Raw genomic sequence first — 21806 nt, 5'->3', positions numbered from 1 at the left:
TCATACTACAGATGTTAATCTAAGATGAAAGCAAAAAGTAGGTTCGAATACCAAAAACGTAAAGAAAAATGAAAGAAGGTTTAGCAGGTAAGATCGCCAAAATGTTCATTGGCAGTAAACTAACGGTGCTTTTGATGATCGTATTCATGATCATTGGAGTATATAGCTCGTTCCTGATCCCGCGTGAGGAAGAACCTCAGATAGACGTACCTATGGCCGATATTTTTGTGAGCTATCCGGGTGCAAGTCCAACCGAGGTTGAAAGCAGAGTAGCAAAGCCCCTGGAAAAGCTGATCTCTAATATCAACGGTGTTGAATACGTTTACTCCACATCGATGAAAGAACAGGGAATGGTCATCGTACAATTTTATGTGGGTGAAGATATTGAACGCTCGTTCGTAAAACTCTACAACGAGATCAATAAGCATATGGATATTATGCCCCAGGGAGTAAGCTTTCCCCTTGTGAAGACCCGTGCCATAGATGATGTGCCTATGTTGGGGCTAACATTGTGGAGTGAAAATTATGACGATTATCGCTTAAAGCTGATCGCTCAGGAATTGACCGGCGAGATCGAAAAAATAACTGATGTTTCAGCTACTCAAAAGATCGGTGGCCGTGATAGGCAATTACGTGTGGTTTTAGACAAAGATAAAATGGCTGCCAGCGGACTCGATTTTCTGTCGGTCGCTGAGATGATCAGGGCAAACAACCAACAATTGAGCAGTGGTACTTTTAACAAGAACGATATGGAATTTCTGGTCACTACCGGGAATTTCTTAGAGACCGTAACTGATGTAGAGAACCTCGTGGTTGGTGTACAACAAAATCGACCTGTTTACCTGAAACAGATCGCAAGTATTCAAGATGGTCCTGAGCTTCCTAAGAACTATGTAACACATGGCTATGGACAGACTAGTGAAATGGCAGACACTTACCGATCAGAATATCCTGCGGTCACCATTTCCATTGCCAAAAGAAAAGGTGCCGATGCCATGAAAATATCGGACATCATTTTGGAGAAGGTAGACCATCTCAAAAAGAATTTGATCCCGGATGATGTACATGTAGAAGTTACCAGAAATTACGGGGAAACAGCCTCCCACAAAGTGTCTGAACTGCTTATGCACTTAATTGGTGCCATCATTGCCGTAACTTTTGTGGTGATGCTCGCAATGGGCTGGCGCGGTGGATTAGTAGTATTCTTATCTGTACCCATCACCTTCGCACTTACCTTGTTGAGCTACTATATGCTGGATTATACCCTGAATAGAATCACACTGTTCGCCTTGGTATTTGTAACAGGTATTGTTGTGGACGACTCCATCATCATTGCTGAGAACATGCACCGGCATTTTAAGATGAAAAAGCTACCCTTTAAACAGGCTGCCTTATACGCCATTAATGAAGTAGGAAACCCTACTATTCTGGCAACGTTTACTGTCATTGCATCGGTCTTGCCAATGGCCTTTGTATCTGGTTTGATGGGGCCTTACATGTCCCCTATGCCCATAGGGGCATCAATTGCCATGTTACTGTCACTCTTTGTAGCCCTTACCATTACACCCTATCTGGGATACATATTTCTTAGGGAAAAAGAGAAATCTTCCCGTGGAAAAACCGGGAAAACTGAGGAAAAACAAGAAAAAACCCTGGAGGAGACTTTTATATATAAAATCTACGCCAGGTTTGAACGTCCTTTGATAGAGAATAAAAAATACCGATGGATGTTCCTTGGAGTAACCTTCTTGCTACTCATGGGTTCGGTGGCATTGTTCTTTACAAAGTCAGTAGCCGTTAAAATGTTGCCCTTTGACAACAAGAACGAATTCCAGGTGGTCATTGACATGCCTGAAGGGACTACCCTGGAGCGAACCGGTGCAGTTACTCAGGAAGTTGCTCAATACCTACGCACAAGACCGGAGGTCGTAAACTACCAAAGCTATGTAGGCACCTCGGCTCCAATTACTTTTAATGGGTTGGTAAGGCATTACGATCTGCGGGGTGGCAGTAATATGGCCGATATTCAGGTCAATTTGGTTGATAAGGGCGAACGCAGTGCACAAAGTCATAGTATTGCAAGTAGTTATCGTCCGGAAATACAACGGATTGGCGAAAAGTACCATGCCAATATTAAAATAGTTGAAGTACCGCCTGGACCACCGGTACTTTCCACCATTGTTGGGGAGATCTACGGTCCTGATTATGACAGACAAATGGAGATTGCTGACCAGGTTCAGAATATTCTTAAGAACACAGATGATGTGGTGGATGTAGATTGGATGGTAGAGGATGATCAGCGCGAATACCAATTTATTATCGATAAAGAAAAGGCTATGCTATATGGGGTGGCTCCTCAGCAAATTGCCTATACTATGAATATGGCTCTTTCAGAAAGAGAAATAACAAACTTATACGATGAGGACGCCTCTAAGCAGGTAGGATTATTGCTGGCCCTGGATGAAAAGGAAAAGTCTACCATTAGTGATATTGCGCAACTGAAAGTAAGATCGAACCAGGGGAATATGATCACCATTGGCGACCTAACAGACATACAGGAGACCATAAGCGCCAAGACCATTTATAGAAAGAATCAAAAAAGGGTGGTATATGTGATGGCCGATATGGCTGGGGAATTAGAGAGTCCGGTGTATGCGATTTTGGGAATGACCGATAAGTTGAAGGGATTGAATTTACCTGCAGGTTATGATATTGAAGAACTCTATATTAAACAACCAGATTTTGAAGACGATTACACCGTAAAATGGGATGGAGAATGGCAGATCACCTTAGAGGTTTTCCGCGATCTGGGAATTGCCTTCCTGGGGGTCATCGTCATCATTTATATCCTGATAGTGGGCTGGTTTCAAAATTTTAAGGCGCCTGTTGTCATGATGGTTGCCATTCCACTATCTCTGGTAGGTATTGTATTAGGGCATTGGCTGATGGGTGCATTTTTTACGGCCACCTCCTTTATTGGAATGATTGCCTTGGCCGGTATTATGGTGCGAAACTCTGTGTTGCTGATCGATTTTGTGAACCTGAGACTTGCTGAGGGAATACCCATAAAACAAGCCGTTATAGAGGCAGGTGCCGTAAGGACTACACCTATATTACTGACTGCGGGTACGGTAGTTATTGGGGCGTTTGTTATTTTGTTCGATCCAATTTTTCAGGGATTGGCAATTTCGCTAATGGGAGGAACCATAGTCTCCACCGTCCTAACTCTGTTGGTGGTACCACTTGTATATTATATGATAGAACGCAAAAATTATCCGGAGGCAACCGTTCAAAATACATTAGAAAATCAAGAGTGATAATTTAAAATAATAGCCCAAAATGTTGATAACAAACAATTAAAGAGCAAAATATCATGAAACTACTAATAGTAACCGCCGTAGAACAGTTTGAAAAGGATATCCCCAAACTCTTTAAGAAGGCGAATATTGAAAATTTCAGCGAGTCGGATATTAGCGGATTTAAAAATCCTACCACCATGTTGCGCACTGCAAGCTGGTTTCCAAGTGATTCGGGTGGCGTGGAATCCAGTTTGTTTTTCTCCTTTACTGAAGGAGCCAATATTGAGCTACTGTTTAAGCTCATTGAGGAATTCAATCAAAAAATGGAAACCAACAACCCAATAAAGGCTGTTGTGGTTCCTATAGAAAAATTCATTTAATTAATACAGTGATGAAAAACAGAATTGTACGGGCCATTGCCGGTTCCTTTATCCTGATCAGCCTTTTATTGGCTATCTACGTAAACATTAATTGGTTGTGGTTTACTGCTTTTGTAGGGGTTAATCTCTTACAGTCTTCCATTACAAAATGGTGTTTGATGGATGATATACTCAATAAAATAGGAATAAAAGAGTAACCAAATTAAGGGTTCTCTTTTAGGGTGACTCCTGCCCTACCTTAAAAATCAGATTCTTCTTATTCCGGGTTTTTTATGCATTTTTGATACTACAGTGCTTAGAACTTAATGGATCAACTACTTATAGGTACCGTCAGGGATCATTTTCTGGAATACTTCCGGACCTCTCCTATTATGGTCTTCTCTCCAGGCCGTGTCAATTTAATTGGAGAACATACAGATTACAACCTGGGCTATGTACTTCCCGGGGCCATAGACAAAGGAATCTGTATGGCGATTCAGGAAAGTAAAACTCCGGGATGTACTGCCATAGCTTTAGATCTGGAAGATACCCATAGTTTTCATCTAGACGATCTTAAATCATTAGATGCCGGCGGATGGCGTAACTATGTAATGGGCGTGGTACACGAAATTGAGCAAAGAGGCTATAAGATCAATAATTTTAATCTGGTTTTTGGAGGTGATATCCCGGTTGGGGCCGGCTTCTCTTCATCCGCAGCCCTTGCCAATGCCGTTGTTATAGGTTTACATACAATATTTAATCTGGGTCTGAGTAAAATCGAAATGATTCAGATTTCACAGGCTGCCGAGAATAATTTTACTGGGGTTCAATGCGGGATAATGGATCAGTTTGCCAGTATGTTCGGGAAAGAAAATCATGCCATTTTCCTCGATTGCCGCTCATTGAAGTCGGAACTGATCCCATTAAATCAGCATGAATACGAATGGTTACTTATCAACACCGGGGTAAAGCACAGTCTTGCAGACAGTGCCTACAATCAGAGACGTAGAAGTTGTGAGGTTGTTGCCCGTGCATTAGGAGCTGATTCACTAAGAGATGTAACAAGGGAGAAACTGGCGCAAAACAGAACACGAATTCCGGGGAAAGACTTTCAAAAGGCCCTATTTGTTTTAGAAGAGAACGAACGGGTCATTAAGGCGGTAGAAGCCATAAGAAAATCCGATTTTAAATCATTGGGAAGATTGATGTACGAGTCTCACCAGGGTCTACAAATGCAGTATGAGGTAAGTTGTGAGGAACTCGATTTCCTGGTAGAGATAGCCCGCGATCAGGATTGCATACTGGGATCCAGAATGATGGGCGGAGGATTTGGAGGTTGTACCATAAATCTGGTAAAAAAAGACGATTGCGACTCTTTTCTAAAAACTGCCTCTAACGATTATCAAAAACGGTTCGGAAAAGCAATTACCTCCTTTATAGTCAGCCTTAGTGAAGGATGCAAACTTATCCTTTAGAACCAATGCTGATCTATTCTTGCAGGACATATTCTCCGATTATAATTGAGCTGCATTAGTTTTCTTTTCTTTTATACGGCCTGATGATCAGCCCCAGCGGCCTGTCATAAGTAAAGTAGTTGATCATCCAGTCGAAAAATGCCACTGCCTTATTCCGGAAACCTACTAACGACATAATATGTACGAACATCCAGACCAGCCAGGCGAAGGTTCCCTGAAACTTCCAGATTTTTAAGTCGACCACAGCCTTCCGCCTTCCAATGGTGGCCATCACCCCTTTATCTTTATAATTAAAAACATTCATAGGCTTTCCTGCTTCTTTTCGCAGAATATTTTTTGCCAGGGTTTTACCCTGCTGCTGGGCGACGGGCGCTAACATGGGCAGTCCGTTGGGGTTTTCCCTGGTGATATGGGCAGCTACATCGCCTATTGCATAAATATTTCTCGTCCCTGCAACCAAATTGTATTCATTAACTGCGATCCGGTTCCCGCTAATTATGGCTTTATCCGGCAATCCGGAGATGGGCGCTCCTTTAACCCCTGCGGTCCAGATTACCGTATCGGTCCTGAAGGTACTCTTATCTGCCAGGGTGATCTCCGAACCATCGTAATCCTGTACCCTGGCATTGAGAAATACATTAATACCCAGTTGATGGAGATATTCAAGGCTCTTTTTGGAAGCTTCCTCAGACATTGCCGATAACAATGCGGGAGAGGCTTCGTATAAATTGATACTCATTCTGGATAGATCGAGATCAGGAAAGTCCTTAGGTAAGACATAGCGTTTCATTTCAGCCAGAGCCCCTGCCAATTCAATTCCAGCGGGTCCTCCTCCTACTATGGCAATATTCATGATCTCTTCAAGGGGTTCATTAGCTACATTCGCCAGGGCTTTCTCGAGATTTTGAAAAATAAAGCTCCTCAGGTTCAGGGCTTCCGGAATCGACTTCAGAGTAAGTAACTGGTCTTTTTTAGCTTCGAAATTAAAGTAGTTATTCTGGCTCCCCGTGGCGATGACCAGATAGTCATAAGAAATTTCGCCTATACTTGTCATCAATCGTTTTTCTTCGGCTAAAACCTCAAGTACTTCGGCCATCCTGAAGGTGATATTATTATTATTCCTGAAAATTCTTCTCACCGGGTAGGCAATACTCCCCGGCTCTAATCCCCCGGTGGCCACCTGATACATCAGGGGCTGAAAATTGTGGTAATTGTGTTTATCTATAAGGAGTACATCAATCTTTTTGTTTCTCATTATTTTGGCAAACTCTATACCACCAAATCCGGCACCTATAATCACTACCCTGGGTCTTTTTTCCATAGTTTAACTGCATATATCTCAGCCTTTTAAAGGTATTATTATTTCCATATGTTCGAAAAGAAAATTAAATGATATGCCTATTCTCATATAATATCGCTTGATAGAAGCATGATTTCTATTTTTCTATTTCCGATATTATAATTACATTGAGGAAGCTTACAAGTTGTACATCCAATGATCATAGGAATTCTGAAGGAACAAGCTGATAACCGAGTTGCTCTTGTCCCTAAAACGCTTAAGAAATTCAATGTTGAACAAACCGAATTCCGGATCGAAAAAGGCGCCGGTTCACTGGCGAGTTATCCAGACGAGAAATACGAGAAGTATGCAACGGTCACAGACCGGGAAGCTCTACTGAAGCAGTCAGATATTTTAGTAACCATCAATCCGATACCGGAAAAGGAACTAAAATTAATTAAAAAAGGAGCCCTTTTAGTAGCCATTTTTTCTCCCTTCAACAATTCCGAATTAATTACAAAAATAAAAGAATCAGGACTGCAGGCATCTAGTCTGGATATGATTCCGAGAACAACGATTGCCCAGACAATGGATATTTTGTCTTCCATGGCATCCATCGCGGGCTATAGGGCTGTTTTACTTGCTGCCATGGAATCACCGGGATTCTTTCCGATGATGATTACTGCAGCCGGGAGTATTAAACCCTCTAAAGTGCTGGTTCTGGGAGCGGGAGTTGCCGGTCTGCAGGCCATCGCCACTGCCCGCAGGCTTGGGGCCATCGTAGAAGCATTCGATGTGAGGGCGGCGGCTCAGGAGGAGGTAGAAAGCCTGGGGGCCAAGTTTGTAGAAGTACCGGGAGCTATAGACAAACGGGATGCAGGTGGTTATGCTGTTGAGCAAACCGCTGAGTTTATAGAAAGACAGCAGCAGGAAGTGCAAAAACGGGCTGCTTCATCCGACGTTATAATAACCACAGCTCAGATCCTGGGCAAAAAAGCACCGGTTCTCCTTACAAAGGAAACCGTAGACCAGATGAAACCAGGAACTATCGTAATTGATCTGGCAGCCTCATCGGGAGGTAATTGTGAACTTAGTGAGCCTGGTAAAACCGTTATCCACAAGGGTGTAAAAATTATCGGTAATTCAAATCTTGCATCAGAGATGCCCAGGGACGCCAGTTTTTTTTACAGTAATAATGTGGCTAGCTATCTGAAGTTGCTCATAAAAGAAGGGGAACTACATCTCGATCTCAATAATGAAATAATAGAAAAAACCATATTGATAAAAAGCTAAGACAGATTCAATTTCTCTGCCTATGGAAAATATATTACTCTTTCTAGATAATAACCTCTTATTGATCTACCTGTTGATCTTTACCATTATCCTCGGGTTTGAATTGATCTCTAACGTTCCCACAATTCTACATACACCACTCATGTCCGGCGCTAATGCCATTAGCGGTGTAGTCATCATTGGTGCCATCCTGCTCATCCGTAATGCTGATCCATCAGATTATCTAACCCTAAGCCTGGGAGCCCTTGGTGTTATTCTTGGAACCGTCAATGTAGTTGGTGGTTTTGCGGTAACCAACAGAATGCTCAAGATGTTCAATAAAAAGAAAAAATAGATGCTAATTACCGCTGTTAATCTTTCATATCTGCTCGGAGCGACTGCTTTTGTGATTGGCCTTCGTCAAATGAGCACCCCCGATACTGCAAGGAAAGGAAATCTACTGGCCACAATCGGTATGGCGATTGCCATTCTGGCAACGCTCTTCCTGCCTATCAGCGGAGCAGACAATAACTACATCTGGATCTTTGGGGCTATGACGATTGGGGGCATCATTGGCTATATCAGTGCGATCAGGATTGAAATGACGGCAATGCCGCAAATGGTTTCGGTCTTTAATGGTCTGGGGGGAGCTTGTGCAGTTGTACTTGCCTTTACTGAACTGGTGCAGATTGCCGACGGCAGAATAGAAGCCACTTTAGCCCAACTTCTGATTTTATTCCTTACGCTGCTAATCGGTGCGGTTGCTTTTACCGGGAGTATGCTGGCATATGGGAAACTTCAGGGTCTTGTAGATGACCGCAACGTGACCCTGCCAAAGCACAATATACTTAACATTGCTATCCTGGTGATCCTTTTAGTTCTCTGTGTTTATGTTATTTCTAACGGGAGTCAGCCCAGCTTATTCTGGATCTCATCTATCCTGGTGATTGCCCTTCTATATGGATTTTCTTTTGTAGCTCCTATTGGGGGTGCAGATATGCCTGTTGTTATTTCCCTGCTAAATGCCTTTACCGGACTATCTGCCGCTGCCGCTGGCCTGATCTACGATAATAACATTATGCTCGTTGGTGGGATTTTAGTAGGGTCGGCAGGGATCATCCTCACTATAGTTATGTGCAAGGCGATGAACCGATCTCTCTTCAATGTCCTGATCGGTGGATTTGGCGAGAACCATGAAGGCAAAAAACAAGAAGGTGAAGCTCAACTGGCCAAAGAAATTACCTGTTCAGATCTCTCTGTACAATTGTTTTATTCCAATTCAGTGCTGGTTGTGCCGGGATATGGTCTTGCGGTGGCCCAGGCCCAGAAAGTAGTGAAGAGGATGGATAATCTGTTGTCTGCAAATGGTGTTGATGTTAAATACGCAATACACCCTGTTGCAGGTCGGATGCCGGGACATATGAACGTACTATTGGCAGAAGCCGATGTACCTTACCCAAAACTTCTCGATATGGAGGATGCCAATGAGGCAATGGCAAATACCGATATGGTTATTGTCATCGGGGCCAACGACGTAGTTAACCCTGCCGCTTACGATGATCCTGCGAGTCCGGTATACGGTATGCCTGTGATCAACGTATGGGAAGCAAAAAATGTTGTGGTGATGAAACGAAGTATGAGTCCGGGCTATGCCGGAATTCAAAATCAATTATTCTTCCACCACAAGACCAAAATGCTCTTTGGAGATGCAAAGAACACCCTAGATCAGCTCAATGATGAATTAAAAACTCTGGAAAGCTAATACAAATAGTTTAGTCGTTTCCCTTGCGTTTCAATTCAAAGACATCCTTCCTTCTGTCTCTTAGATTTCTTACGGCCCCAAACTGGTTGAGTTCCCTCAACAGGTCGATGTCTACATCGGCAATGAGGATCATTTCAGTATTCGGTGTCGCCTCAGCCTTGATCCCATTGGTGGGGAAGGAAAAATCACAGGGAGTGAATACCATCGATTGGGCAAATTGAATATCCATATTGTGAACATTCGGCAGGTTTCCAACACTTCCTGCAATGGCCACGTAACATTCATTTTCTATGGCCCGTGCCTGGGCACAATGTCGAACTCTTGAAAAACCATTCTGAGTGTCGGTGAGAAAGGGAATAAACAGTATATCCATGCCTTCATCGGCCAGTAACCTGCTCAATTCAGGAAATTCAGAATCGTAGCAGATCAGTACGCCTATTTTCCCACAATCCGTATCAAAGGTTCTGAGTTCATTTCCACCCTGCATACCCCAGACCTTGGCCTCATCAGGAGTGACATGAATCTTTTCGTACCTTTCCATACTCCCGTCTCTTCTGCACAGATAACCGGCATTGACCAGTTTTCCATCTTTTAACTCGGGCATGCTGCCTGTAATAATATTGATATTATAGGAAATCGAAAATTCAGAAAATTTCTTTACAATATCATCCGTGTGTTTGGCGAGTTCCCTGATGGCCTCTGACTCCGGCATATGGTTGTTCTCAGCCATCAAAGGGGCATTGAAAAACTCAGGAAAAAGTGCAAAATCGGAACGATAGCCTGCAACAGCATCAATAAAATACTCAGCTTGCTGCAGCAACTCGTCCAGATCTTTGTACGGTCTCATCTGCCATTGAATCAGCCCTAGTCTGATCGTCTTTTTTTTGCTCGACGCCTTTTTATTAGGTTTCTCGTAGTAGATATTATCCCATTCCATCAGGACAGCAAATTCATTGGAGGCTTCATCACCTTCAAGGTATCCTTTGATGATCCTTGCCGGATGAAAATCATTGGAGATCTGAAAATTCAAAACGGGATCCTGGATCTCCTTTCTTCGTACCTTCTGAATGTACTCTTTTGGGGAAATCGTATCAGAGTACTTATGATAATTTGGCATACGTCCACCAAAGGCAACGCCTTTTAAGTTCAGGCGCTCACATAAATCCTTTCGATAATCGTAAAGTCGTCTTCCCAGGCGAAGGCCGCGGTATTCCGGTTTGATAAAAACATCAATGCCATAGAGTATATCTCCATCAGCGGTATGGGTTTTAAAAGTATAATCCCCGGTAATATCTTTATAGGTGTGATCCACATCGAAATCACTGTAATCCACGATAATGGAAAGGGCCGTTCCTGCCAATTCTCCATTGATCTTAATGACCACCTGTCCTTCGGGGAATATATCTATCAGTTTTTGAATGTGGTGTTCCCTCCAGTAGGCATCAGGCATTGATGAATAGGCTTCTATCATCGCGTCTTTTAGCTTCTGATAGTCTTCCATCCTCAGGTATTCCAATTCGATATTCTCTATATCAATCACAATTTTATTAATTAGGTGTTATAAAAATAATGCTTATTCCCCTCCATTAAGAAGATACTATCCGATATATCCAAGTCCGGGAGCCTCTGAAGGGTAGAAAATTCCTTTTTTAAGTTCAAAAAGTCCCTGAAAGGGATCATTCTGGAGGTCGAGATGGCCATCGAGATCCGCGAAATGAATATTTGGTCTGGAGAGGGCAAAATGGAGTCCGGCCGAGATCCCCAGAGCGCATTCATCCAAACATCCTACCATGGCTTCAAGTCCGGCTGATTTAGCCACCGAGTTAATATGCATCCCTTCCAGAATACCACCAACTTTCATCAGTTTGATATTAATCATATCAATCTGTTCATTCTGTGCCAACCTGAAAGCATCGTCGAGGGTTTTTAGGCTTTCATCAGCCATTACGGGTATTCCTACTGCATGAGTAACCGCTCCCAATTGCTGATCGCCCTTGGTTTTGGTAGGTTGTTCAAAGATCTGAATGCCAATATGTTCTGTAGCTTTGACAAAAGCGATTGATTCTTCAACACTGTACCCCTGATTCCCATCGAACCTCAAACCAATCCCGGGATATTTTTCCCTCAATTTTATCATTTTTGCGATGTCCTCTTCCAAATTCAGACCCCCTTTTATTTTGAGGATACCAAAGTCCCTGCCAACATACTCTTTTGCCATGGCCAGGGTCCTGGTAATATCCATAATCCCGATGGTTATACTCGTAGCGATTGAATTTCTGTAACCTCCAAGAAATTGGTAGAGTGGGACATCGGTCTTCTTAGCCATAATATCGAGCAGAGCCATATCCACCATTGCCAATAAAGAAGATTGTTCTGGACAAAGAAGTAGCAACTCTTCCAGTATCTTAGGATACATATAAGGACTATGGCCCTTTAACAGGGGTAAAACATGTCGTTGAATCGACTTCTCAACCATTTCAGCCGATTCCCCGGTTACTTCCAGGTCGGGTGCTGCACAGCCGTAACCTACCAGGGAAGTATCTGTCTCCAGTTTCAGGATAAAATTACTGGCATGAGTAACCGTTTCGTACGCAATGGTGTACGGAACTGATAAAGAAAGATCTAACCTTTCGTAGGAGACCCGGGTAATTTTCATCAATAGCGTTTTTGGTAAAGATCATCCAGTGTAGAACTTTTTATGGATTCCACAAAGTTCACCATATGGTGTATCATAAGTTCCCACATTTTCTTTCCTTTTTCAGCTGATGCTTTTGTTGCATCTCCCATCACCCCGCTCTCGGATATCTTGTTGGTACGAACGTACCAGTTTACCCCCTGATCATTGTCAAAATCGAGAAATTTACTTCCAAATTCCAGTGTTTGGTTAACGGCTTTGTCCATTTGCACCATTTCGGGCCTGATTGCCAGGGTGGTACTGGTTTCTATTTCCCCGGCATGAATATCGTTTGGGGTATCTATGAGTTTGTATAAGGCTACATCACTGGTTTCACCTGTATCTACGCAAACAAATATCTTGGCGTCTCTGTTAATCATCTGGGCAGCATAATGAAGCGTAGGAGCATTATCTCCGTGTCCGTTTAGGATAATAATCTTTTTAATCCCATTCCGGGCAAGGTTCATCCCTATGTCGTATACGAATCGTGAAAGAGCATCATTAGTTACACTTAATGTGCCTTTAAAATCTTCGTGGTGGTAAGACACTCCGTATGGAATAGGGGGCAATACAAAAGGCTTCGGATCACTGCAGGCTTCTGCAACCTTGTATGCCATATATTTGGCATCGTAATAATCTATGTCAACTGGCAAATGAGGCCCGTGTTGTTCTATAGCCCCGCATGGTAAAATTGCAGTATCGACCTTTTTCAGATATTCTTCTATCTCCGGCCATGTCATTTCTTCCCACATAAAAGTGGACTTATGTTGTTTTGTACTCATCTTTTTTTCTTAATAAATAAGGCTGATTAAGGTAGTCCTTATCGGGTGTAAATGTATACCATTTGCCCTTGCGTTGTACAACGCTGCCTTCTGAATATTTTGCCAAAATTTTATACAGGGGTTCCCTGATATAAGGCGGAAGATCTGCACTATTGCTGCGTTCAAGATCGAATCTAAGGGAAACGATTTCAGGATATTCCCTGGCCAGTTTTTTACTGTGTTCTGTCTCTTTTAAATGACCTTTAGACAGCAGCAGATAGTACAAATGCGCCGCATCGCTTCCCAGCTGTTTTACCCCTTTTTTCTCAAGGGCATCCAATCCCTTTTGGATCTGCTGGTCTGTATAGCCACATCTTTTCGGATCCTCGTCCAGGGCCATCAGCATGCCGATGATCCTCCTGCATTTCTCGCAGGCTCCGCAGGGCAGCATTCGGCCATTTTGTTCATGGGCTGCATGACAGGATACCTGCTGTTGTTGTAATTCGGGATACCGTTTTACCAGTACTTTTAAAATCAGTAATTCAGAGAGTGATCTCAGGATGGAATATTGCTTAAAATTCCATCCTTTTTTGCTGAAGTAACGTGTGAGAGCATTGTCAAAGTACTTGCTCTGATCATAGAGGCCATGATAATGCGTAATTCCCTTATAATTACCTTTTACGGTTGTATCGTATTCATTACCTATAAGAATATTTCCGGCTTTCCGTTTCATTGCAACAGGTAGTGTTCCAAACAGGAATACGGCTACGGTCCATAGCCTGATGGGGTAAATATCGGCCCTGATCTGCTGGAAATTCTCTTTAATAAATGGCATCTGCTTTACCATCCAGTTAAAGATCCGGTCACTATTGCACCAGGGTTTAACGGTATTTGGTTCAATTTTCTGATAGTATTGGTGGGCATTTACGGCCGTGAACCAATGTCTACCTGCTTCATTAATAAATACCGGATGAGGGATTCCCAGCTCTTTTATAATTCCATAAGTGAGCAGACTATCCTTTCCACCACTACTGAGAATGACATATTCATTTTCCGATGGGCTGAGATTTGCTTTCTCTATCGCGAGTGTTTGGTAGGCTGTATTTCTGAATGTTACCTTCGCGGTAGTATATGCAGGTCGTTTTTCATGTTCAAGATTATCGAAAGGTGGTTTAAGAAATTCGTTTTTAATATAAAACTTCAAAACCAGAATCTCCCTCGAAGTATTTTCCATCATATCCTTCAGGAACCTTTGATCCACCTCATCATACAAACCATCAAACACTATTTCCTCGCAAAACAAGCCGTAATTAAGCGCAACCTGAGCTAGCATCATGGAAGCCATGTTCACGTCTCTGGGCCTGGTTTTGTCAAAATATATAGAATTATAGGTGTATATCAACTGATTACTAGCTCTGCTCCCGTCTCTGTGAATCACCGTATAGGTCGCCTTAACCCTTTTAGGCTCAACTGTGACTTCATGAACCAGCAATTGTTGAAATACTACTAAATCGTTTATATTAGACTTGTTATTTACCAATACTTATATTCAATCCCTATAATTTGGAAGGATATGTGAGTTGTTTATATTTTATTCAGATTTTGCTTCTGAGCAGTTCTACCAATGGTTCTGCCCCAAATGCCAGTACATCATAAGCCGGAATTCCGGTTTCTGCGGTAATCGCTTTACAAGCTGGCTCGATCTCCTCCGGTTCCATATCTTCGTGGTTTATCGTTATGGCGATAACCTTCTTCCCTGAGATCACTTCCAGGGCGTGGATCTGCTCGGGGAGGGAGTGCAAAGGATACCCGGGAAATCCATCGTATTCTTTTCTTTTTGGGGCGTGTTGCAGGATTACATAATCCGGACGGCCTGCCGCCAGGATCTCAAACCCTCCGGGATAAGCCGGATTCATCAGGCTACCCTGCCCTTCAATCACGATCACATCGGGTTTTTCATTTTTCCATGCGCTAACCACGGCATGTTCGATCTCTCCTGAGACAAAATCGTTGATACAACTATCCATGATCATGCTGTACTTTGCGCCCTGCATCCAACCGGTCTGCCCGGTTCCTATCATTTCAGCTTTAAGCCCCGCCTTGCGAAAGGCGTGCACCAGAATCCATGCAGTGGTCCTTTTCCCAATGGCTGAGTCTGTCCCAAGTACAGCGAGTTTTAAACAGGGTACCTTCTCAATTTCTCCGGTAAAGAAATGCAGCTTATCCCTGTCGGGCGTTTTTCTCACATCCCTTACCCGGCATCCTTTTTCCCTGGCAATCTTCATAAGGGCTTCATCGTTGGTCAGGAAGTCGTGCAACCCACTGTCCAAATTCCAGCCCAGATTCAGGGCTGCCGTTATCGTCTTCTTAGCCTCTACAGGCAAGCGGCCCCCATCCGGCGCCAGACCGATTACAAGGCTTTTTGGAAAATTTTCACTTTCTTCCAGTGCCTTTTCAGCACTATGTATATCACTAAAGACGGGAATGCCGTTTTTTTTACGATCGAGCACTTCCCCGGCATCTTTTCCTGCATATCTACTATCAAGGACTCCAACCACATTGTATCTTTCTGTAAATCTTACAAGACCGTGGGCCGTTTTCCCATTGGGGGTATTGAAAGCCCCTTCACAATACACCAGGGCATTTCCATCTATGGATTTTTTCATTTTATTGATTTTAATTTTTGGCTGTGAGTACAGCCACATATCTGTCTGGTTCCATCTGTTCTCTTTCATGGATCTCCAGCAAGGCTATTAGTCCGGCCGTTGAAGCCGGTAATATCCTGAATCCCTCCTTCTTTTGCAGTAAACTGCTCATTTCCTTTAGCTTCTTATCACTCACATTAACAGCTTCTCCGCCTGATTCTCTCAAAGCATAAAGGGCCTCTTCCCCGTCAAAGCTATGCCAGTTGATCAAGGGTTCATTGTATTTTGTTTCTCTGATATTAGCTGGTTCAAGGTCTTTGCAGAAATCTAATCCTTTTTTAAACGACTGCACAATAGGGTTTTTATAAGAGGAGGAAGCGGCAATCATTTTCGGAATTCTTGAGGTCTTACCCCTCTTGTACAAACTCACAAATCCCCTGTAGATTCCGGCCATTAATGTTCCGTTGGAAACCGGAACTGCACAGTATTTTGGGGCATCCCCCAGGTCCTCAAAGATCTCATTTGCAATCTGGGCATAGGAAGATATCTGCAAGGGTGTATTTGCCCCGCCGGGATTGGCATCGTACCATTCGTTCTGGGTGGCCAGCTTGCTGCTTTCAGACACCACGTCTTCATAACTTCCCGGCAACCTGATGATCTCGGCATTCAGGGAGCGCATTTCTTCAACCCGTTCTGTATGGTATGTCTCCGGGATATAAATCTTACAGTGGATCCCGGCCAGATTTGCTGCCAGGGCTACTGCCACTCCGTAATTGCCACAAGTGGCCAGACTTACTACATCAAAGTTACGGCGCAGCGCATCGTACACCTGTGCAAAGGCGATGCGGTCTTTCTGGGTTCCGGTAGGGTTGTCACCTTCGTACTTAATGTAAAGTTGGCGGATGTTAAATTCCCGTTCCAGGGCCTTTGCCCTGTTCAGTGCAGTGTCACCCACCTCAAGATTGAGAATGTCTTCAAAACTCTCCAGTCGGTCTGTTATGGATTTACTCTTATCCCTAACAAATTCACTCAATTTCCTGGTTTCAGAGGACACTTTATTTTCTGCCGTCTTAACGCCATCGCGTAGATTCATAGCCCACTTCTGTTTAAACCTATAGTATACTAAATCGTTCTTATATCACGAAGCAATATTAGTGTTTATTTCGATTTCGATTCTCAATTTTTTTTAACTGGTTATCAGTACTTTACACACTATTTTGATTGCTTATTAGTATGAATTCATTGAGATCCTTACTCTATTTGTCAATTATCTGTATTACTTTTAAGCAGCAGGGAGCACACTTAATAAATTTCCCCGGCACTATGCTTGAATTTGCCCTGGTTACACTTTACATCTTAATCGCCCTTGTTCTGGTGATTGGTCTACTGATTAACGGGGTGAAACCTTCCAAAACCCTGGCCTGGCTCCTGACCATTTTTACCATCCCTGTGGGGGGAATCCTGCTTTACATTATGCTAGGACGCAACCGGCGAAAGAAAAGACTTTCACGTCTTAGAAAAGATGCTCTGCAAATACCTTCTTTTCCGAATTCCATTTTGCAAAATACCTCCAGTCCTAAGTACAGGAAATTGATGACGCTCATTGAGTCTGTGAGTGATTACGCTCCTACCGATAAGAACGCCGTGACGCTTCTGGAAGATGGCAAACTTACTTTTCACAACATTTTCAAGGCCATGGAAATGGCTGAAAATTATATTTATCTACAGTACTATATTTTTGAGGAGGGAGAGCTAACCACAAAACTGATTTGGCTTTTAGAGAAAAAAGTAAAAGAAGGGGTAACCGTGAAATTGATTTATGACGGGGTTGGGAGTTATACGCTAAGCAGATCCTATATTAAAAAATTAAAAGCGATAGGGGTAGAAGTTTACCCATTTCTACCATTTCGATTTGGCCGGTTCCTATCATCACTGAATTACAGAAATCATCGAAAGGTTACCATAATTGATGGAAAAATTGCCTTTACCGGAGGTATCAACATCTCTGACCGATATTTTAAGGGAGACCCCGATCTGGGCAGATGGCACGACATGCATCTGGCGATCAAAGGACCGGCCGTAGCCTATATGGAGCACATTTTTGCGTCTGACTGGTTTATGGTCACAGAGAAAAAAGATGACATTGAAATCTGTTCGGCGGAAGCACACGATGGGAAGGAAAATACTTTAGTACAGGTGGTACCCAGCGGCCCTGATGATGTTTTCCCTAATATTGAGCAATCCTACCTGGCGATCATCAATGAGGCGCGGAAATACCTTTATATCGTCAATCCTTACATCATCCCTAGTGGTGAGATCCTGAAGGCTCTTCAGATCGCCGCTTTGAGTGGAGTGGATGTTCGACTGCTTATATCGGAGCAAAGCGATAGTAAGCTTGTAGACTGGACAGTGCGATCTTATTTCGATTCATTTCTAAAGGCAGGCATACGGATTTTTCTTTTCCCCCACGGCTTTCTCCATTCGAAAATTCTGATAAGTGACGATGATGTGGCGTCGGTAGGAACAGCAAATATCGATGTTCGGAGTTTTGAACACAATTATGAGGTCAACGCCATGCTTTACGATTCCCGAATTGCCAAAACGTTGAAGGAAAATTTTATTAAAGATTGTGGTGAGAGCAGGGAACTGATAGCTGAAGAATATTACGAAAGACCTCTGTTCCACAAAATCAAAGAAGGATTGGCCCGAATTTTTGCCCCGCTTCTATAGCGGTCAGAAATCGGTTGATTTGGGTTCTTAATGTTTTAATTCTCTTTCCTAAATATAAGATCTTCCATCTCCATGGCTGAGACTACGATTTCGGTGTATTCTCTGATTGTCTTCTCAGCTTCAATCGGGTCCGGAACCTCAAGGACACCCCGCCAGATCAATTCCCTTTCCTTATCAACACAAATACAATAGAGGGAAGTTTCCACAAAATAGACCGTAAACCGCTGGTAATACTCATCCTCGTAGTAAATATTCTGGTGGCCTAGATAATCTTCTTTGAACCTTGCATTATTGCGATCGAGATCCGATAATTTTCTGGAAAGAGTCTGTCTGCTCTCAGAACCTAAGATCTTTGTGAAGAGAATAGCATCAAAATCCTTGTCGAGTAACCTTTGTTCTACATCGTCAAGTTCTGATTCTGTCCTTACCGAGTTTGTAAAATCCACATCGAACAGATCAATACTCCTCATTGCCTCAATACCTTGATCGGTAAACTTCTCCAGCATCTCAGTTTCGAATTCAATTCGGGAATCCTCGTTTGGGGTCATCCCTACAATCAATACCTTATTGGCATCAAAAATAACTATATCCGGATTTTTCCAAGTGCTGACAATCTCGGCATCCGAACATGCCATGATCAATACAAAAAATACCCAATACATTTTTTTCATGACTTCATTTTTAAAACCCCAAACCCGCCGGAACATGATTAAGTCTCCCTAGAAATTAGATGTTCCCTGGAATTCAGGGGCTACAGATTTACTTCACCTCTGCAAATTACACGGATTGACTAATTTTTCATATGATAAATATCATACACGTGAACTAGCGATCCTTCCTGTGCCTTTTCTTCAGGACCTTTTGACCGTAGGAAAATATATTCGCTTTTAAATTTTGGAAATGGGCCATACAGCCCTCCATCTGATGTTTTAGGCCAAGGTGCTGCTTTTTATAGGCAGCGTCGAGCGTTTCACTTGAAATTTCCAATAATCCACCCAATTTGTTCTCGTGTTCCTGTAAAGCTTGCCTTAAAACCTTACACTTCTTCCTTGAAACCACCATTTCCTTCTGCTGTCCCTGCAGAGTTTCAAATAAGGCAGGCGTATCAGGTTCAAAAACATAAGAATGCAATAGATGATGAAAAAAATCTATCTCATCTGAAGTAAAGTCGAGTTGCGAAATCCACTTTCTGGACTCCTGGTGCAATGCGTCTAAACCAATGTCGTCATATACTACTTCTCCTTCTTCCATATTTTCTGATTTTATGTTATTGTAAATTGTATATTTTTTTAAATCGAAATAATAATACCTCATTACCATAAAGTCACAGACTCGTACAATTCCGGGATGCGCACCGACCAACCATAGGCCGATTCAATTTTTTCCTTAAACCCCTGCATGGCGTTCATTTCGCCATGTATTAAAAAAACCTGTTCCGGGATATTACGGATATCTTTGAGCCAGGATATGAGTTCACCCTGATCTGCATGAGCTGAAAGACTCTCCAAATGGACAATAGAGGCTTCAACCTGGTAGAATTTCCCATAGATTTTCAGCTCCTTCTCCCCTTCCAACAACTTTCTTCCCCGGGTTCCTTCTGCCTGGTATCCTACCAGGAGAATGGTGGTGTTATTTTTCTCAAGTTTTTTTGTCAGGTAGGTCAGGATACGCCCACCGGTAAGCATCCCACTCCCGGCTATCACAATTTTAGGTCGTGGGTCATCTATGGTATTCCAGGTATCTCTGTAGCTGCTCACTACCGTCATGTGTTTGCACATTGCCTTAAAATCGGGATTTGAAAGCTTATGCCATGCAGGATATTCCCTGAAGACATTTAAGACATCAGAGCCCATGGGACTATCAATAAAAATGGGAATGCCCGGAATACGATTATTCTGATACAACCTCCACAGAATGAACATGAGTAGTTGCAATCTTTCAACGGCAAATGAAGGAATCAGCAGGATACCTCCATCTCTTATTGTCTTTTGGACAAGATCAACCAGCAGGCTTTCAACGTCCTCGTCAGGGTGTTGTCTGTCTCCATAGGTACTTTCGAGAAACAGATAGTCGGCCCATTGCGGTATTACGGGATCCCTCAGAAGCAGATCGTCTGGCCGTCCAATATCACCTGAAAAAAGAAAGTCCTTCCCTCCTGCATTTACTGTGATATAAGTAGCTCCGAGAATATGCCCATTATGGGTGTACTTCACTTTAACCTCATGTCCAAGGTCCTGCCATTGATCTAGTGGTACACTGCTAAAGCGGCTGATGATCTCCTCTGCTTCCTCAAGCGTGTAGAAGGGCAGAGCAGGGTGGTGTCTCGAATAGCTTTCTTTATTGGCCTTTTCGGCTTCTTCTTCATGAATTTTAGCGCTATCCCTGAGAATTATTTCGGTGATAGCCAAGGTTGGTGCTGTTCCCAGTATTTTACCTTTAAAACCTTGTTTCAGGAGTCGGGGCAAATAACCAGTATGGTCTAAATGTCCATGTGTTAGCAAAACATATTTTACCGATGGTATATCTACCTCTAATGGTTGCCAATTCAGTTCTCTCAGTTCTTTAAGGCCCTGGAACATCCCGCAATCGATCAGAATATCGAGCTCATTGTAAGACAAATGAAATTTTGAACCTGTTACGGTTTGAGCAGCCCCTAAAAACTTGATCCTTACCATCGTAACGGGTTTTTTTTAAACATGACATAGTTGCTCAACCTCTTTTAAAATCCGAGCTTTACGGGTATCGGAAACCCCTAAATGATCCAGATAGAAAGTGTCCTTTAAGAGTTGTCTGAACAGCACTATATCCCTACTTAGAAGAAATTGTTTCTCTCTTTTTGAAAGCAGGGTGGAAACAGTTATCGGATATAAAGCAAGTCGGTCTATTCTGTTTTTTAACCCGTCATCCCTGGGATAGTCCCAGCTCAATAAATAAAGTCCGGCACATGTTCCGTAGTCTACTGCGTCTTTCGTAAAACGCGTATTCGTGACCACCCATCCCTCATCCGGTTTCTTCAACCCGGGAATTTTTTTACTATTCCCCGCCTTAACATCCTTAAACCTGGAGTTTATATACAAGGGTACTTTTACATTACATTTGCGTCCCTCTTCCCCATGGAATTTGCATTCTATCAGAAATGTCCGGCCATTTTTCTTTGCCAGGACATCGATCTCGTGGGATACACAATGGCCTTTTACTATTTCCCCTATTTGGGTGTCATAACCCGAAAACTGTAATAAAGTGCTGATAAATTTCTCGAAAGGAAATCCGGTGGGGCCAAGTTCATAAATGGCCCTCTTTAATTTGTATTTGGAGGCATAAACAGGTCGTTTCTTCTTTAACATGGCATAAGCCCTGTTGTAGATTTCACGGGTACTGATTCCAGGATAAAGCTCCTCCTTAACTTTCTCAATGATGTTTTTGACTGTATTTTTATCTGCCCCACTATTGTGAAGTGAATCCGCGAGTTTAAGGGAAGAAAAGGGTACCCGTTCTCCTGAAGACTTCCTGATCTCTATTGTATTCTCTTCCATAATCCAAAATGTACTTG

General features: G+C 42.8%; 19 protein-coding genes. 8 read left to right on the top strand and 11 right to left on the bottom strand.

What is annotated here, in order from left to right:
* The first annotated feature begins 68 nt into the window (after positions 1-68).
* The 4 genes from AB8P51_RS03280 (at position 69) to galK (ending at position 5133) form a co-directional block, all read left to right on the top strand.
* Complete coding sequence (locus AB8P51_RS03280) at positions 69-3317, top strand: efflux RND transporter permease subunit (protein WP_369747332.1); 3249 nt, start codon at positions 69-71, stop codon at positions 3315-3317.
* A 56-nt stretch (positions 3318-3373) separates the two neighbouring features.
* Positions 3374-3679 (top strand): hypothetical protein, encoded by a 306-nt coding sequence (locus AB8P51_RS03275; protein WP_369747331.1) that lies wholly within the window; start codon positions 3374-3376, stop codon positions 3677-3679.
* A gap of 11 nt (positions 3680-3690) precedes the next feature.
* Positions 3691-3876 (top strand): DUF2892 domain-containing protein, encoded by a 186-nt coding sequence (locus AB8P51_RS03270; protein ID WP_369747330.1) that lies wholly within the window; start codon positions 3691-3693, stop codon positions 3874-3876.
* A 108-nt stretch (positions 3877-3984) separates the two neighbouring features.
* Complete coding sequence (gene galK / locus AB8P51_RS03265; protein ID WP_369747329.1) at positions 3985-5133, top strand: galactokinase; 1149 nt, start codon at positions 3985-3987, stop codon at positions 5131-5133.
* 55 nt (positions 5134-5188) lie between these two features.
* Here the strand turns inward: galK and AB8P51_RS03260 are convergent, their stop codons facing one another.
* Positions 5189-6454: an NAD(P)/FAD-dependent oxidoreductase gene (locus AB8P51_RS03260; RefSeq protein ID WP_369747328.1), complete on the bottom strand. Its 1266-nt coding sequence runs from the start codon at positions 6452-6454 to the stop codon at positions 5189-5191.
* Between the two features lie 174 nt (positions 6455-6628).
* On the opposite strand from AB8P51_RS03260, the gene AB8P51_RS03255 reads away from it, so the two are divergent.
* The 3 genes from AB8P51_RS03255 to AB8P51_RS03245 are packed head-to-tail and all read left to right on the top strand — an operon-like array spanning position 6629 to position 9446.
* Complete coding sequence (locus AB8P51_RS03255; RefSeq protein WP_369747327.1) at positions 6629-7705, top strand: NAD(P) transhydrogenase subunit alpha; 1077 nt, start codon at positions 6629-6631, stop codon at positions 7703-7705.
* A gap of 22 nt (positions 7706-7727) precedes the next feature.
* Entirely contained in the window at positions 7728-8039 is a 312-nt protein-coding gene (locus AB8P51_RS03250; RefSeq protein ID WP_369747326.1) for an NAD(P) transhydrogenase subunit alpha, read from the top strand.
* Positions 8040-9446, top strand: coding sequence for an NAD(P)(+) transhydrogenase (Re/Si-specific) subunit beta (locus AB8P51_RS03245; RefSeq protein WP_369747325.1), 1407 nt, complete (start codon positions 8040-8042; stop codon positions 9444-9446).
* Positions 9447-9456: 10 nt separating this feature from the next.
* Here AB8P51_RS03245 and AB8P51_RS03240 read toward each other — a convergent pair whose 3' ends face one another.
* The 6 genes from AB8P51_RS03240 to AB8P51_RS03215 are packed head-to-tail and all read right to left on the bottom strand — an operon-like array spanning position 9457 to position 16619.
* Positions 9457-10989 (bottom strand): bifunctional GNAT family N-acetyltransferase/carbon-nitrogen hydrolase family protein, encoded by a 1533-nt coding sequence (locus tag AB8P51_RS03240; RefSeq protein ID WP_369747690.1) that lies wholly within the window; start codon positions 10987-10989, stop codon positions 9457-9459.
* 54 nt (positions 10990-11043) lie between these two features.
* Entirely contained in the window at positions 11044-12102 is a 1059-nt protein-coding gene (locus tag AB8P51_RS03235; RefSeq protein WP_369747324.1) for a mandelate racemase/muconate lactonizing enzyme family protein, read from the bottom strand.
* Entirely contained in the window at positions 12102-12902 is an 801-nt protein-coding gene (locus tag AB8P51_RS03230; RefSeq protein ID WP_369747323.1) for a creatininase family protein, read from the bottom strand. The genes AB8P51_RS03235 and AB8P51_RS03230 overlap by 1 nt, the downstream gene beginning before the upstream one ends.
* Positions 12883-14421, bottom strand: coding sequence for a hypothetical protein (locus tag AB8P51_RS03225; RefSeq protein WP_369747322.1), 1539 nt, complete (start codon positions 14419-14421; stop codon positions 12883-12885). Before AB8P51_RS03225 ends, AB8P51_RS03230 begins: the two co-directional genes overlap by 20 nt.
* A 55-nt stretch (positions 14422-14476) precedes the next feature.
* Positions 14477-15547 (bottom strand): DUF1611 domain-containing protein, encoded by a 1071-nt coding sequence (locus AB8P51_RS03220; RefSeq protein WP_369747321.1) that lies wholly within the window; start codon positions 15545-15547, stop codon positions 14477-14479.
* 10 nt (positions 15548-15557) lie between these two features.
* Positions 15558-16619: a pyridoxal-phosphate dependent enzyme gene (locus AB8P51_RS03215; protein ID WP_369747320.1), complete on the bottom strand. Its 1062-nt coding sequence runs from the start codon at positions 16617-16619 to the stop codon at positions 15558-15560.
* 230 nt (positions 16620-16849) lie between these two features.
* On the opposite strand from AB8P51_RS03215, the gene cls reads away from it, so the two are divergent.
* Complete coding sequence (cls, locus tag AB8P51_RS03210; protein ID WP_369747319.1) at positions 16850-18256, top strand: cardiolipin synthase; 1407 nt, start codon at positions 16850-16852, stop codon at positions 18254-18256.
* Between the two features lie 35 nt (positions 18257-18291).
* Here the strand turns inward: cls and AB8P51_RS03205 are convergent, their stop codons facing one another.
* From AB8P51_RS03205 to AB8P51_RS03190, 4 genes are all read right to left on the bottom strand, one after another.
* Entirely contained in the window at positions 18292-18927 is a 636-nt protein-coding gene (locus AB8P51_RS03205; RefSeq protein WP_369747318.1) for a hypothetical protein, read from the bottom strand.
* 154 nt (positions 18928-19081) lie between these two features.
* Positions 19082-19507, bottom strand: coding sequence for a hypothetical protein (locus tag AB8P51_RS03200; RefSeq protein ID WP_369747317.1), 426 nt, complete (start codon positions 19505-19507; stop codon positions 19082-19084).
* Positions 19508-19569: 62 nt separating this feature from the next.
* A complete protein-coding gene (locus tag AB8P51_RS03195; protein WP_369747316.1) occupies positions 19570-20931 on the bottom strand; it encodes an MBL fold metallo-hydrolase RNA specificity domain-containing protein in 1362 nt (453 codons plus the stop codon).
* Positions 20932-20946: 15 nt separating this feature from the next.
* The gene (locus AB8P51_RS03190; protein ID WP_369747315.1) at positions 20947-21789 is read right to left on the bottom strand and encodes an ATP cone domain-containing protein; all 843 of its coding nucleotides are present in this window, start codon (positions 21787-21789) and stop codon (positions 20947-20949) included.
* Between the last annotated feature and the right edge of the window lie 17 nt (positions 21790-21806).

The organism is Muriicola sp. SD30 (genome assembly GCF_041205185.1).
Lineage (GTDB): Bacteria > Bacteroidota > Bacteroidia > Flavobacteriales > Flavobacteriaceae > Muriicola.
This window is presented reverse-complemented; position numbering and strand designations above follow the sequence as displayed.